The 17530-nt window shown below is 37.2% G+C and carries 6 protein-coding genes; 3 read left to right on the top strand and 3 right to left on the bottom strand.

Going from position 1 to position 17530, the window contains the following annotated elements:
* Positions 1–2 precede the first annotated feature (2 nt).
* Genes IMCC3317_RS08160 through folE form a run of 3 tightly spaced genes read right to left on the bottom strand, consistent with a single transcriptional unit; the run spans position 3 to position 2487 of the window.
* Positions 3–272 carry a hypothetical protein gene (locus IMCC3317_RS08160; RefSeq protein ID WP_160129031.1) on the bottom strand — a complete coding sequence of 90 codons (270 nt, stop codon included), beginning with the start codon at positions 270–272 and terminating at the stop codon, positions 3–5.
* Between the two features lie 24 nt (positions 273–296).
* Positions 297–1781, bottom strand: a complete 1485-nt coding sequence (gene cysS, locus IMCC3317_RS08155; protein WP_160129030.1) for a cysteine--tRNA ligase — start codon at positions 1779–1781, stop codon at positions 297–299.
* A gap of 25 nt (positions 1782–1806) precedes the next feature.
* Positions 1807–2487, bottom strand: a complete 681-nt coding sequence (gene folE / locus IMCC3317_RS08150) for a GTP cyclohydrolase I FolE (protein ID WP_160129029.1) — start codon at positions 2485–2487, stop codon at positions 1807–1809.
* 381 nt (positions 2488–2868) lie between these two features.
* On the opposite strand from folE, the gene IMCC3317_RS08145 reads away from it, so the two are divergent.
* From IMCC3317_RS08145 to IMCC3317_RS08135, 3 genes are all read left to right on the top strand, one after another.
* Entirely contained in the window at positions 2869–3282 is a 414-nt protein-coding gene (locus tag IMCC3317_RS08145; RefSeq protein WP_160129028.1) for a hypothetical protein, read from the top strand.
* A 9-nt stretch (positions 3283–3291) separates the two neighbouring features.
* Entirely contained in the window at positions 3292–10905 is a 7614-nt protein-coding gene (locus tag IMCC3317_RS08140; protein WP_170293843.1) for a T9SS type B sorting domain-containing protein, read from the top strand.
* 120 nt (positions 10906–11025) lie between these two features.
* Positions 11026–17358: a lectin-like domain-containing protein gene (locus IMCC3317_RS08135; protein ID WP_160129027.1), complete on the top strand. Its 6333-nt coding sequence runs from the start codon at positions 11026–11028 to the stop codon at positions 17356–17358.
* Positions 17359–17530: the final 172 nt, after the last annotated feature.

Raw genomic sequence — 17530 nt, 5'->3', positions numbered from 1 at the left:
TGTTATGCGTTTCTTTTCAGGATGTACTTTCTGTATAAAACAAAAGGCGCAATGAGGAAGAAAATAAAAATTGCAATTACCAATCCGATTAACGAAGAAATCAACGCGCGAGCACTAAAATTTCCTTTGAAAAAATACTTCCAATAATTGGATAATGAATTTGTAGCAAAGGCGTATTGTATAATTCCTACCAGATTGGAAAATTGAATGACAATATTTATCAAAACGATAATTCCACCAACAATTAGTGCAACAATACCAATGTCACTCATGTATTTTTGTGTTTAAATTAGTTGTTATTCAACTGAAAAAGAAGTGCCATCTTTTCCATCTTTCAGTTGAATTCCTAATGCTAATAGTTCATCACGAATTTTGTCTGAAGTAGCAAAATCTTTGTTAGCGCGTGCTTCGTTTCGCAAATTGATTAACAATTCTACAACGCCAGAAAGTGCATCGCCATCATCATCGGAACCGCTTTGTTGCTCTAATCCTAAGATATCAAACACAAACGCATGCATGCTTTCTTTTAGAGAAGCTAAATCTTCTGCTAAAATAGTTTCTTTTCCATCTTTCAACAGATTGATAAACCGTACTGCTTCAAACAAATCGGCAATTAAAATCGGTGTATTAAAATCGTCATTTAATGCGTCATAGCAACCACGTTTCCAAACTGATAAATTAAAAGTAGTTTTGTCGCCAACAGGTTTCAAACCGTATAGCGTTTTTATAGCTTCCATTAACTTGTTGAATCCTTTTTCGGAAGCCAATAAAGCATCATTACTAAAATCAAGAATACTTCTATAATTGGCTTGCATCATAAAAAAACGAGCCACACTTGCGGCAAATCCTTTGGTTAAGTTCTTATTCTTTCCAGAGAAAATTTCTCCAGGAAGAATATTATTTCCAGTAGATTTCGCCATTTTCTTACCATTCAGCGTCAACATATTTGCGTGCATCCAGTAATTTACAGGCGAAGTTCCTTTTGAAGCTTCATTTTGAGCAATTTCACATTCGTGATGTGGAAATTTCAAGTCCATTCCGCCACCGTGAATATCAAATTTATCGCCTAAATATTTTGTACTCATTGCAGTACATTCCAAGTGCCAACCCGGAAAACCTTCACTCCAAGGAGAAGGCCAATGCATGATGTGTTTTTCTTCTGCTTTTTTCCAGAGTGCAAAATCTTGTGGATTTTTTTTATCACTCTGACCATCTAAAGCTCTTGTATTGTGAACTAAGTCTTCTACTTTTCGATTGCTAAGTTTACCGTATTCGTGAGTTTCATTAAACTTTAATACGTCAAAATAGACAGAACCATTTACTTCGTAAGCATATCCTTTTTCAAGAATCGTTTTTACAATTTCGATTTGCTGAATAATGTGTCCTGTTGCAGTTGGTTCAATACTTGGCGGGTGGAAATTAAATTTTTGTAGAATTTCATGAAAGTCAACGGTATAGCGTTGCACAATTTCCATAGGTTCCAGTTCTTCCAAACGTGCTTTTTTAGCAATTCTGTCTTCGCCTTCGTCTGCATCATTCTCTAAATGTCCAACATCTGTAATATTTCGTACATAGCGTACTTTATAGCCTAAATGTGTTAGATATCTAAAAATCATATCAAAAGACATAAACGTACGTACGTTTCCTAAGTGAACATTGCTGTAAACTGTGGGGCCGCACACATACATTCCGACATGACCTTCATTAATAGGTTTAAAAACTTCTTTTTGGTTTGTGAGGGAATTGTATATTTTTAGTTCTTGTTCTTGATATAATTTCATGGTTATTGATGAAAAATTTGGTTGATTAAAATTTGGTATCTAATTTAATATAATCTAGGAATTCTAAGCGCGTTTTCTCATTTTTAAATTTTCCACCAAATTCAGCAGTTACTGTGCTGCTTTCTATATCTCTGATTCCTCGTGAGTTTACACACAAATGTTTTGCATCAATTACACAAGCAACATCTTCTGTTCCAAGTACTTTTTGCAATTCTCTTACTATTTGAATCGTTAAACGTTCTTGTACTTGCGGACGTTTTGCGAAATAGTCAACCACACGATTCATTTTAGAGAGTCCTACAACAGTACCTTTTGAAATATATCCAATGTGTGCTCTTCCTACAATTGGAAGCAAATGGTGTTCACAAGTAGAGTAGACGGTAATGTTTTTCTCCACCAACATTTCATTGTACTTATATTTATTCTCAAAAGTGGATGCTTTTGGTTTTTTATCTGGACGCAATCCGCCAAAAATTTCTTCTACAAACATTTTAGCAACTCTGTTTGGCGTTCCTTTGAGGCTGTCGTCAGTCATGTCTAAGCCTAGTGTTTGCATAATATGCGCTACATCTTTTTTGATGCTCACTATTTTTTCTTTGTCACTCAAATCAAAAGCGTCTTTGCGTAATGGAGTATCGTAAGAAGTCATGATATGATCGTCTCCTATGGCTTGTATTTCTTCTTCAAGCGCTTTATCTATTTTCATCTATTCAGTATTTCTTTACGTATAAAAAATGTAGTACAAGTAATCAATAATATATAAGATTTGAAACTTTGCAATATGAAAGGTTCATTGCACATTTTTTTTCAAAATTTAACAAGACAACAAAGATAATTAATTATTGAATATGATTTGGCGGAACGTGCCGTAAATAAATGTGTTAAAGAATTATATATATCATAAAATTTTCTTAATTTCCCGCAACTCAAAATAAATTTTTTAACACAATGTCGGGTTTTCATAGGTGTTGTTGTTATATATAATGTAAAGAAGATGGAGTGTTTTTACCAATATCGTAACCACTTCATTTTAAATTAATAACGTTAGAATTCAATCATTACAATTATGCGTAAAATCTATGTATGTATGACGTTCTTATTTTTAGGATTGTGTATAAATGCACAAACTAAGAATGATCACTACAATTTTAAAGAGCAGCAAGTCGATACTTTTATCAACGAAGTGTATGGCGATCAGGCTCAGAAAGTAATCTTTTCCAATAAAAATCTTTACGAGGCTTTCAAAAAGTTAATTCTTCAACGAATGAAAATCGTAAAACAGTCCGAAATTCAAGGAAAAAAAGTTCCAAAAATTACAGATCAAGGAATGTTAAACACATATAATAGTGCATTGCGACACGATGCTGCTTTTAACATTAACAATTTCAATCCTTTAAAATATAAGTTAGCATTTTTTGATATAGCTTCTGTTAGAATTTATCAAATTGATAATACAGACTATATTTTGATCATACAACCACAACCTAAACTTCAAAACTAAAACATAGAGATGAAAAAATTAGTTCTCTTACTTCTTATAGCACCACTATTTTGTTTCGCACAAAATGTCATCATTGAAAATGGTACCTTTAATATATGTCAAGGTACATTTTTAGATACTGGCGGCGGCGGCGCAGGACAATATTCAAACGACGAAAACTTTGTAATGACCATATGTCCTGATAATGCAGGAGATAAGGTTCAATTGGTATTTACATCATTTGGATTGCAAGACATGAGTGACTTCATGAATATCTACGACGGCGATGATACCACGGCACCGCAATTTGGAGCATTTACTGGAACAGTAAGTCCGGGAACTGTAATTGCAACAAATTCAAACACTTCAGGTTGTATTACTATAGAATTTATTTCGGATGCAGCAGGTGTAAACATTGGTTGGGCGGCAGATATTTCATGTGTGACGCCTTGTCAAACAATTAATTCACAAATAGATTCTTCAATTCCTGCGGCAGACACAAATGATATCATTGAACTATGTCAAGGAGATTCCGTTACTTTTAACGGAAGTGGTACTTTTACATCAGATGGTACAGGCGCACAATATCAATGGGATTTTGGCGATGGTACATCTGAAATGGGACAAGTAGTAACACACACATATCCAGATGCAGGAGCATACATTGTAAACTTAAATATTACAGATACAAACAATTGTACCAATGATAACCTTATAAATCAAATAGTACGAGTTTCGACAACACCAAGTTTTGCTGGAACTCAAGCAACGGATGATTTTATTTGTTTTGGTGATAATACAACAATTTCAGGAGTCGTAACACCGACACCATATATTGTACAATGTACACCTCCAGTAAGTGGACAGACTTTTTTACCAGATGGAAACGGAGTTTCGTATGAAACATCAGTTGTGGTAGATTGTTTTGATTCAGGACAAACGTTAACAGCAGGAGCTGAATTATTTCGAATATGTTTAAACATTGAGCATTCATACTCTGGAGATTTAGATATTATTATTATAAGTCCAAATGGGCAAGAAGCAGATTTATTTTTACAATCGGGTAGTGGAACTTATTTTGGTGGTGCTAATGATGATAATGGTACAGCTCCAGGAGTAGGAGCAGATTATTGTTTTTCATTAGCAGGAACTCAAGTACTTGCCGCAGGCGCACCTACAGTTACTGCAGGATCAAATCCTCCAGGAAATTCATGGCAGCCAGGAACATATTTGCCAATAGATGGAAATGGTTTTGATGATCTTATTGGAAGTCCATTAAATGGAAGTTGGACAATAAGAGTTACAGATAATATAGGTATTGATAACGGCTATATTTTTAGTTGGGGATTAGATTTTGATCCTTCTATTTTACCAGCAGATGAATCATTTACACCTGTAATTGATTCAGAAATGTGGCTACCAGATGCATCTATTACAGATACAACAGGAAACGTAATTACAGTGCAACCAACAACGCCAGGGCAACACTGTTACACATATGAAGCAGTAGATGATTTAGGATGTACATACACAGAAACAGTTTGTATTGATGTAGCTCTAGAAATTAACAATGCACCAGCTTCAAACTTATCTGTATGTTCTAACAATGCTACAGAAATATTTGATTTAACTGTAAATACAGCACAAGTATTAGCACCAATTGCAGATACTACTGATATGGAAGTTACCTATCATCTATCGCAAGCGGATGCAGATGCAGGAACAGGAGCTTTAACACTTGCACAAGCACAAGCATATTCGGGAACTAATGGAGAAGTTATTTTTATAAGAATATCTTACACAGGAACAACTGCTGTTGATTGTTTTCAAACAGAATCGTTCACATTAAACATAGGAAATACAACGGCGAATGTAGTGCCAGATTTAGTAGCATGTGACATTGGAAATGATGGTTTAGAAGAATTTGACTTATGTTCGCAATCTGCTTTAGCATTAGGAACACAAGATCCTGCTGACTATACGGTTTCATATCATGATACACAAGCTGATGCAGATGCAAACCTGAATCCACTTCCATGTTTACATACAAATACAACAGCACCAATTGATGATATTTATATCAGAGTTCAAGATAACAACAGTGCTACCTGTTTTGCGGTAACATCTTTTGACTTAATCTTAAATCCTGAGCCAACACTAACTACAGCACCAGATATGGTTGTTTGTGATGATGCTTCTAATGATGGCGTAGAAACATTTGATTTAGATTCACAACTTCCCACTATATTAGGAGCGCAAAATCCTGCTGACTTTACCATAAGTTATCACGGAAGTACTGCAGACGCAAACGCAAATGCAAATCCTTTACCTTCAATGTACCCGAATATGAGTCCTTCGGACCTAATTGTAGTGAGAGTACAAAATAATGCAACAAGTTGTGTGTCTACAACGCAATTTAACGTAGTAGTTGACGTGTTGCCAATAGCAAATGTGGTTGCGGATATTACCGTTTGTGATGATGATACTAATGACGGAACAGCAATATTTGACTTTGTAGCACAAGAAACTGCAGTATTAGGAACACAAAATGCTGCCTTATATACAATTACATATCACGCTTCACAAGCAGATGCTGATTCAGGAGCAAACCCTTTAGCAGTTCCATACTCAAATACAAATCCTTGTGAACAAATTTATGTACGTATAGCAAACACTACAAATGCTACATGTTTTGATACTACGAATTTCGAAATCTGTGTAGATTATCAACCAACTGCTGCGCAACCCGCAGATATGATTGTGTGTGATGATGCTTCTAATGACGGAACTGAAACATTTGATTTCACAATGCAAATTCCAGCAATCAGTGGAGCACAAGATCCTTTGCTGATAGATGTAAACTTCCATGCTACACAAGCAGATGCAGATACAAACACAAATCCATTACCAACAACGTATACAAATACGAATCCAACAGAAACAATATATGTAAGCGTTACAAGTTCCGATGCAACAAATATATGTGCTGCAACAACGAGTTTCCAAATAACTGTCAATCCATTACCAATTCCGGTAATACCAACAATGTTACAAGAATGTGATGATGATGGCGACGGATTTGCTCCTTTTACATTAACAGATGCTGATGCAGAAATCCTAGCGGGACAAACTTCTACGGATGCAATGGCAATTACCTATTACGAAACGCCAGGCGAAGCACAAACTGGAGTCGGAACAGCACTTGCTTCTCCGTATACCAATACAACGATAAACATGCAAACGGTGCATATTCGTATCGTAAATACGGTTACAGGTTGTGCCAATACTTCTACTTTAGACTTGCAAGTAAATCCAAGTATCACGGCTAACACACCAACACCGTATAGCGTATGTGATGATTCTGACGGAAATGATACCAATGGACTTGGAACTTTTGACTTGTCAACCAAAGATGCTGAAATATTAGGAGCTTTGGCAGGAACTGCTACGGTAACCTATTATGAAGATGAGACAGTAGCGCAAGCTGGCGTTGCAGGAACAGAAATAGTAGGTTTATACACAACAACAACACCTTCATTACAAATTATTTATGCACGTGTAGAAGATAATATAACAGGTTGTTTTGATGTTGTAGAAGTAACACTTATTGTAGATCCACTTCCAAACCTAGATAACATTCCACCAATGATTGCGTGTGATTTTAACAATCCAGGCGACATGATGGAAATGTTTGATTTAACGATGCATACCACTACTGTGGAAAACGGACAAGTTGGCTTAACCATTACGTATCATTTGACAGAAATAGACGCAGATACAAATATGGGTGCTGTTACCAATGTAAATGGTACAGACGGGCAACTTATTTGGGTTCGCGCGGTAAATCCACTTGGATGTGTGCAAGTAGGAAACTTTGAATTGCAAGTTCCGCCGTTGCCAGTAGTAGTAACACCTACTACGTTAGAAGCGTGTGACGATGAAACAGCAGACGGAATAGCACCAACAGATTTGACGGTTAAAAATGATGAAATTACAGCTTCTAATCCAGACTTAAATGTATCCTATCACTTAACGCAAGGCGATGCAGATGGCGATGTCAATGCGCTTGTAATGCCTTATGAAAATACAGCTACACCAACTACATATACTGTTTTTGTTCGTGTAGAAGATATCAATACTGGTTGTCATAATACCACACAACTTACCGTAAACATCAATGATACGCCTGCGGTTTTTCCAGCAACACCTTTAGAATACTGCGACACAGACAACGATGGTTTCGGAATCTTTAACATTCGAAGTACAGAAAGTGAAGTTACAGGCGGCGTCATTCCAGGTCAGGTAACAGTTACTTACCACGAAACTCCAGAAGATGCAGACAATGATGTGAATCCACTTGCTGATACATATACAAATATCAACGCATACAATCAAACAATTTATGTTCGTGTAGAAAATGTAATTACAGGTTGTTTCAATGTAGTTCCACTTGCTTTAATCGTGCATGATTCTCCAGAAATTGCTGGGTTAGACGCGGTAAGTTTATCAGAATGTGATGACGCTTCCGCAGATGATATTGCGCAGTTCGACCTCACCCAAAGTGAAACAGACATTCTAAATGGAGAAGATCCAACAACGCATACGGTTCGCTATTATAATACCCAAGCAAACGCTATTGCGGGAACTGTCGCAGGAGAAATTAACAACACAAACGCTTACAGCAACATTCCACCAAGTCCACAAATCATTTGGGTTCGTGTGGAAGATATGGCGACAGATTGTTTTAGTATTACAAATCTAACACTGATTGTAAACGAGCTTCCAGTACTGACGCAACTTGCAGGATTAGAAACGTGTGATGCGATTTCTTTAAACAACGGAATTGAAGTTTTTGATTTAACTTCATTAGCAGAACAATTACTCAACAACGTTCCTGGAATCAGCTTGCAATACTATGCAAACATGGCTGATTTAACCAACGATGCGCCAATTGCTACGCCAACCATGTATAGCAATACAGAAATTGGCGTACAAACCATTTTTGTAAAAGCGACGAACGATACTACAGGCTGTGAAAACACAATTACTTTTGATCTTAGAGTAAATCCACTGCCAAGTCCAACACTAAATCCAAGTGGAATGCTAGACGCAGAAACGTGTGATGATGACAATGATGGTTTTACTGCTTTTGATTTAGATGCATTAATCAATGACATTATCAACAACGAACCAGATGTGGTGTACACTTTTCATGAAACAGAAGCTGACGCGAACAATAACTTAAACGTTTTACCGAGTCCATATACAAACATTGTCATGGATAGTCAAACGATTTATGTCTTGGCGACTAATACCGTTACTGGCTGTTTCACGGTAACTCCATTGCAATTAAATGTAATTCCAATTCCGGTATTGCCATTAAATATTACAGACTTAGAAGAATGTGATGATGCAAACAGTTTAGATGGTTTTGCAATGTTCGATCTTACCGAAACTCAAACAGAAATCTACGGAACACAAACGCCAGGAAACTTCACGCTAAGCTATCACGAAACTGAACAAGATGCCATTGATGATGTTTCACCAATTGTAAACCTTACAAACTATACAAACACAGTAGTCAATCAACAAACCATTTGGGTACGATTAGAAGACAATGCAACGGATTGTTACGCAATTGAAAGTTTTGATATCATTGTAGTTGGTCCTCCAGTACTTGTACAACCAACAGCTTTTTCATTGTGTGATGATGAATTAAGCGGCGATGAAAGTGATGAAATTTCAACCTTCGATCTTACTGAAAAATACATCGAAATCACAGGTGGTAATACGAGTTTAACTCTTACCTATTATGCAAATCAAGCAGACTTAAACAGTGATACACCAATTGCAGATCCAACAGCGTATCAAAACGTAACGAATCCGCAAGTGATTTACATTCAAGCAGCCAATTCGGCAGGATGTACCACAGATATTACCATGACACTTCGTGTACTTCCAATTCCAACGCCAAACACAACGCCAACAATCTTAGAAGCGTGTGATGACGACAGCGATGGAGATGCAACTAACGGAATGCTTATTTTCGATTTAACTCAATCAGAAGATGAAATTGTAGACAATGAAAGTAATGTGAGCGTAAGTTACCACACAACGGTTGAAGATGCGAATGATGACATCAATCCAATTGCTAATCCAATGATGTACAATGTGGACATGGCAACAGCCAATGCAAACGGACAAGTCATTATCTATGTGCGAGTAGAAAGTGATATTCAGATTGATAGCAACATGCTTCCATGTTATAAAGTGGTAGAATTACCAGTTGTGGTAAATCCACTTCCAGTGCTAACAGATATTGCTTTTACCTATGTATTTTGTGAATATGACAATGATAATGTAGGTCAATTTGATTGGGATGTTGTTACAGCTTCGCTAGATTTATTAACAACTCCGCAAGATGTAGCAGACTTTACAGTAACCTATCATCCAACTGTGGCAGATGCTTTAGCTGGAACAGGCGCATTAGCCAACGGATTTGAAAACACAACCGATCCACAAACGGTTTTCATTCGCGTAGTAAATACAACTACAGGATGTGTAAACACCAATAACATTGCAAGTTTGGAGCTCAGTGTAGAACCAATTCCAACGGCAACTGCGCCACCAACCTATGAACTTTGTGCAACAGATCAGGCAGATCAAGATACCGCCGTATTTGATTTAACTTCGCTTGATGCTACAATCATAAACGGGCAAATGGACATGGCAGTAGCGTATTATGAAAATATGGTAGATGCAGACGCAGATATCAATGCAATTGCAAATGCAACGAGTTATACAAACACTTCAAATCCGCAAACACTATTTGCGAGAGTGAGACAAACGATTACTGGTTGTTTATCCGATCCAATACTAGTAATGTTACAAGTAAATCCATTACCAGTATTTAGCTTGCCAGCAGATGATATTCTGTGTGTAGATGCAACTACAGGATTGGCAACAGAAATCAGAACAATAGGTTCAGACTTTGGCGCAGGATTCACGTATCAGTGGACAACACCAAGTGGGACTTCCGCAAACGCAACAGTTACTGTAGATCAAGCAGGAACGTATAGCGTAATTGTAACTGACGGAAACAACGCAACCAATTGTACTTTTGATGATAGTGTAACGTATCAGGCGTCATCAGCACCAAGTATACTAGACATACAAGTTACCACACCAGCTTTTGCAGATACACACAATGTTGTTGCAACCGCTAGTGGCGGATCAGGTAGTTACGAATATCAATTAGATGACGGCGATTGGCAACTAGATGGAACATTCCTAGACTTACAACCAGGCGAACATACCGTAACAGTTAGAGACAATAACGGTTGTGGCGAACTTGTAAGAACATTCGAGCTAATCGACTTTATGCAATTCTTTACACCAAACGGAGATGAATACCATCCGACATGGAATATAATTGGACTCAGAAATCAACCAGGTGCGAGGATTTACATCTTTGACAGATATGGAAAACTTCTCAAGCAAATAAGTCCAGCAGGACAAGGTTGGGACGGAACGTACAACGGAACACCAATGCCATCAGCTGATTATTGGTTCAAAGTAGAATATGTAGATCCGTTTGATGGTTCGCCAAAAGAATTCATCAATCATTTTACATTGAAGAGATAATTTAGCATATTTGTTTTATATAATCGTAAGACAATGATTTTAACAAAAAACATAAATAGGACAAGTAATTTTATATCAATATTCTTTGCCCTATTTTGCTTTCAACTAAATGCACAACTAATGCCAACTTTGATTGGAAGTGCAAATGATATTGGAGGTGATTGCTTTGAAATTACAGAAAATGTAAACTTTCAGTCTGGAGCCGTTTGGTATGGTGCACCAATTGATATGACGAATGATTTCATCATTGAATTCAGAGGTTTTTTCGGTACAAATGATGCAAATGGAGCAGACGGAATTACATTCATTCTAAAAAATACAGCAACACCCGAAATTGGGAATCCTGGTGGAGGAATGGGCTACGAAGGTATTAATAACTCATTAGCTGTCGAATTTGATACTTGGCAAAACAATGATTTAGGCGATCCGTTTTTGGATCATCTTGCTATTGTAAGCAACGGTAATAATAATCATAATTTAGGAACAAACTTAGCAGGACCAATTCAAGCTTCAGCGACATCAGGAAATATTGAAGATGGCGCAGAACATATCATTCGAATAGAATGGACAGCTTTAACAACTACCATAGATGTATATTTTGATTGTGCACTACGCCTTTCCTATTCAGGAGATATTGTAAATACTCTTTTTTCTGGAAATACAAATGCATTCTTCGGATTTACAGGATCTACTGGCGGCTCAACAAATTTACAACGTGTTTGTTTTGATTATGTTTCTTTTGCAAATATATTATCTCTTGACGATCAATCAATCTGCGAAGGCGAAACTGTTAACACAATCGATGCTACAATTACAGGCGCTACGTCATACACTTGGATTCCAGTTACAGGAGTTAGTAATCCAATAATTCCAAATCCAACATTTACACCTACTACAACAACGACATACACAGTAAACATTGCGAATAGTTGTGCCGAAATCATACAGGAAAGTTTCACTATTACAGTCAATCCAATACCTACGGCAAATACAATTGCTGATTTTTCTGTTTGTGATGATGCTTCAAATGATGGAATAGAAATGTTTGATTTTACAACTTTAGACGCAACGGTTTTAGGAACACAAGATCCCACAATGTTTACGGTAACCTATCATGTAAGTCAAACAAATGCTGATGCTGACATAAACGCATTAACTTTTCCATATACAAACACAGCGCAATGTGAGCAAATATTTGTTCGAGTTGAAAACAATTCAAACACAACATGTTACGACACTACAAATTTTGAAATATGTATAAACAATCAGCCAATTGCGAACCAACCAAATGACATGAATTCTTGCGATTCAGATGGAAATGGAACGGAAGATTACGACTTTACAACACAACTTTCAGACATACTCGGAACACAAAATGCTGCCGATTTCAACATCACTTTTCATGCAAATAATACAGATGCTACCAATGATATGAATCCGTTGCCAACAATGTATACGGGAACTAATGGAGAAACGATTTTTGTTCGAATCGAAAGTACACTAACTAACAATGATTGTTTTGCAATTACGTCTTTTCAAATACTCTTTGAAGCGTCACCAATAGCAAATACAATTGCTGATTTTTCTGTCTGTGATGACATTTCAAATGATGGAACAGAAATGTTTGATTTTACAACCTTAGATGCAACGGTTTTAGGAACGCAAGATCCCACAATGTTTACGGTAACGTATCATTTAAGCCAAACAAATGCTGATGCTGGCATAAACGCGTTAACTTTTCCGTATACGAATACCGCGCAATGCGAGCAAATATTTGTTCGAATAGAAAACAATTCAAACACAACATGTTACGACACTACAAATTTTGAAATCTGTGTAAACTATCAACCAATTGCGAACCAACCAAATGATATGAATTCTTGCGATTCAGATGGAAATGGAACGGAAGAATATGACTTTACAACACAACTTTCAGACATACTTGGAGCACAAAATGCTGCCGATTTCAACATCACATTTCATGCAAGCAATACAGATGCTACCAATGATATAAATCCGTTGCCAACAATGTACACGGGAAATAATGGGGAAACAATTTTTGTTCGAATCGAAAGTACACTAACTAACAATGATTGTTTTGCAATTACGTCTTTTCAAATACTCTTTGAAGCGTCACCAATAGCAAATACAATTGCTGATTTTTCTGTTTGTGATGATGCTTCAAATGATGGAATAGAAATGTTTGATTTCACAACTTTAGACGCTACGGTTTTAGGAACGCAAGATCCCACAATGTTTATGGTAACCTATCATGTAAGTCAAACAAATGCTGATGCTGACATAAACGCATTAACTTTTCCATATACAAACACAGCGCAATGTGAGCAAATATTTGTTCGAGTTGAAAACAATTCAAACACAACATGTTACGACACTACAAATTTTGAAATCTGTGTGAATAATCAGCCAATTGCAAATCAACCAGATGATATGTTTGCATGCGACTTTGATAATAACGGAATGGAAATTTTCGACTTGTCTACGCAAGAATCCACAATACTTGATACACAAAATCCTGCCGATTTGAACATTACTTTTCATGCCAATCAAATGGATGCTAGCAATGATGTAAATCCGTTGGCTACTATGTATAATGGTTCAAATGGAGAAACAATGTTTGTTCGAATCGAAAGTACAGAAACTGGAAACACGTGTAGTGCTACAACTTCTTTTGATTTATTATTTGATAATCCTCCGGTTGTAAATATGCCTAGTGATTTAATTGTCTGTGACGATGAAACTTCAGATGGTTTTACGGCAATTGATTTAAATGTAAGAAGTGCTGAAATTGTAAACAATCAACCTGGATTTTCTGTTCAATATTATTTGACTTTGGCTGACGCCGAAAATGACACGAATCCATTGGCTGTTCCATACACAAACACGAGTAATCCGCAAACGGTATTTGTGCGCGTTGAAACTGGAAACTCAGGCTGTTACGAAACTACGACCTTAAACCTCTCAGTTACAGATGCGCCAACAGTTTTTCCTGCAACGCCTTTAGAATACTGCGACACAGACAACGACGGCTTCGGAATTTTCAATATTAGAGATTCTGAAAATGAAATTACTGGCGGAATGCAAATGGACATTGCTGTCACCTACCACGAAACACCAGAAGATGCAGACAACAATGTAAACTCATTACCAGATACGTACACCAATATCAACGCTTACAATCAAACGATTTATGTGCGTGTAGAGAATGTCCTTACGGGATGTTTCAATGTAGTTCCACTTGCTTTAATCGTGCATGATTCTCCAGAAATTGCTGGGTTAGACGCGGTAAGTCTTTCAGAATGTGATGACGCTTCCGCAGATGATATTGCGCAGTTCGATCTCACCCAAAGTGAAACAGACATTCTAAACGGAGAAGATCCAACAACGCATACAGTTCGCTATTACAATACCCAAGCAAACGCTATTGCGGGAACTGTCGCAGGAGAAATTAACAATACAAATGCTTACAGCAACATTCCACCAAGTCCACAAATCATTTGGGTTCGTGTGGAAGATATGGCAACAGATTGTTTCAGTATTACGAATTTGACTTTAATTGTAAACGAACTTCCTGTACTGACGCAACTCGCAGGATTAGAAACGTGTGATGCGATTTCTTTAAACAACGGAATTGAAGTTTTTGATTTAACTTCATTAGCAGAACAATTACTAAACAACGTTCCAGGAATCAGCTTGCAATACTATGCAAACATGGCTGACTTGACAAGCGATACACCAATAGCCGACCCAACAATGTATAGCAATACAGAAATTGGCGTACAAACCATTTTTGTAAAAGCAACGAACGACACTACAGGCTGTGAAAACACAATTACTTTTGATCTTAGAGTGAATCCATTACCAAGTCCAACACTAAATCCAAGTGGAATGCTAGACGCAGAAACGTGTGATGATGACAATGATGGTTTTACTGCTTTTGATTTAGATGCATTAATCAATGACATTATCAACAACGAACCAGATGTGGTGTACACTTTTCATGAAACAGAAGCTGACGCGAACAATAACTTAAACGTTTTACCGAGTCCATATACAAACATTGTCATGGATAGTCAAACGATTTATGTCTTGGCGACTAATACCGTTACTGGCTGTTTCACGGTAACTCCATTGCAATTAAATGTCATTCCAATTCCAGTATTGCCATTAAATATTACAGACTTAGAAGAATGTGACGATGCAGACAATTTAGATGGTTTTGCAATGTTCGATCTTACCGAAACTCAAACAGAAATCTACGGAACACAAACGCCAGGGAACTTCACGCTAAGCTATCACGAAACTGAACAAGATGCCATTGATGATGTTTCGCCAATTGTAAATCTTACCAATTACACAAATACCACAATCAATCAACAAACAATTTGGGTACGATTAGAAGACAATGCAACGGATTGTTACGCCATTGAAGACTTCGATATCATTGTAGTTGGTCCTCCAGTACTTGTGCAACCAACAGCATTTTCACTTTGTGATGATGAGTTAAGCGGCGATGAAAGTGATGAAATTTCAACCTTCGATCTTACTGAAAAATATATTGAAATCACAGGTGGAAATACGAGTTTAACACTTACCTATTACGCAAACCAAGCAGACTTAAACAGTAATACGCCAATAACAGATCCAACAGCGTATCAAAACGTTGTGAATCCGCAAGTGATTTATATCCGTGCAACAAACGCCGCAGGATGTACCACAGATATTACAATGACACTTCGTGTACTTCCAATTCCAACACCAAACACAACGCCAACAATCTTAGAAGCGTGTGATGACGACAGCGATGGAGATGCAACTAACGGAATGCTTATTTTCGATTTAACTCAATCAGAAGATGAAATTGTAGACAATGAAAGTAATGTGAGCGTAAGTTACCACACAACGGTTGAAGATGCGAATGATGACATCAATCCAATTGCTAATCCAATGATGTACAATGTGGACATGGCAACAGCCAATGCAAACGGACAAGTCATTATCTATGTGCGAGTAGAAAGTGATATTCAGATTGATAGCAACATGCTTCCATGTTATAAAGTGGTAGAATTACCAGTTGTGGTAAATCCACTTCCAGTGCTAACAGATATTGCTTTTACCTATGTATTTTGTGAATATGACAATGATAATGTAGGTCAATTTGATTGGGATGTTGTGACAGCTTCGCTAGATTTACTAACAACTCCACAAGATGTAGCTGATTTTACAGTAACCTATCATCCAACTGTGACAGATGCATTAGCTGGAACAGCGGCTTTAGCCAACGGATTTGAAAACACAACCGATCCACAAACGGTATTTATCCGAGTAGTAAACGATACCACAGGTTGTGTAAACACCAATAACATTGCAAGTTTGGAACTCAGTGTAGAACCAATTCCGACAGCAACTGCGCCACCAACGTATGAATTATGTGCGACAGATCAGGCAGATCAAGATACAGCCGTATTTGATTTAACTTCGCTTGATGCTACAATCATAAACGGGCAAATGGACATGGCAGTAGCGTATTATGAAAACATGGCAGATGCCGATGCAGACAGCAACGCAATTGCAAATGCAACGAGTTATACAAACACTTCAAACCCGCAAACATTATTTGCGAGAGTTCGTCAAACCATTACTGGTTGTTTATCAGATCCAGTAATCGTGATGTTACAAGTAAATCCATTGCCAGTATTTAGCTTGCCAGCAGATGATATTCTGTGTGTCAATGCAGATACAGGAATCGCAACAGACATCAGAACTATTGGTTCAGACTTTGGCGCAGGATTCACCTATCAGTGGACAACACCAAGTGGAACATCGACAAACGCAACCGTTACCGTAGATCAAGCAGGAACGTATAGCGTAATTGTGACCGATGGAAACAATGCAACCAATTGTACTTTTGATGATAGTGTAAGTTATCAAGCATCATCGTCGCCAAGTATTTTAGACATACAAGTTACAACACCAGCTTTTGCAGATACGCATAATGTAGTAGCAACCGCAAGTGGCGGTTCAGGAAGTTACGAATATCAGTTGGATGATGGAGATTGGCAAGTAGATGGAACATTCTTAGACCTTCAGCCAGGTGAACATACCGTAACTGTTAGAGACACCAACGGTTGTGGAGAACTTGTAAGAACTTTTGAGTTAATCGACTTTATGCAATTCTTCACTCCAAACGGAGATGAATACCATCCGACATGGAATATTATCGGACTTCGTAATCAGCCAGGTGCACGAATTTACATCTTTGACAGATATGGAAAACTTCTCAAACAAATAAGTCCAGCAGGACAAGGTTGGGACGGAACCTACAACGGAACGCCAATGCCATCAGCGGATTATTGGTTTAAAGTAGAATATGTAGATCCATTTAGTGGAACGCTAAAAGAATTTATTAATCATTTTAGTTTGAAGAGGTAAATTATTAAACAACTTAGAAATACAAAAACCGAAAGATATAAAATTCTTCAGTTTTTTGTAAAAATATTATAAAATTCAGCAACAATAAAGAGGAGTTCTCTTATGTTTTCTGTTAAAAAACACAAGATTAATATCCTTATTAATATATTTGACACAATTATACCTAAGAACT

The sequence above is a fragment of the Kordia antarctica genome, assembly GCF_009901525.1.
GTDB lineage: Bacteria > Bacteroidota > Bacteroidia > Flavobacteriales > Flavobacteriaceae > Kordia > Kordia antarctica.
This window is presented reverse-complemented; position numbering and strand designations above follow the sequence as displayed.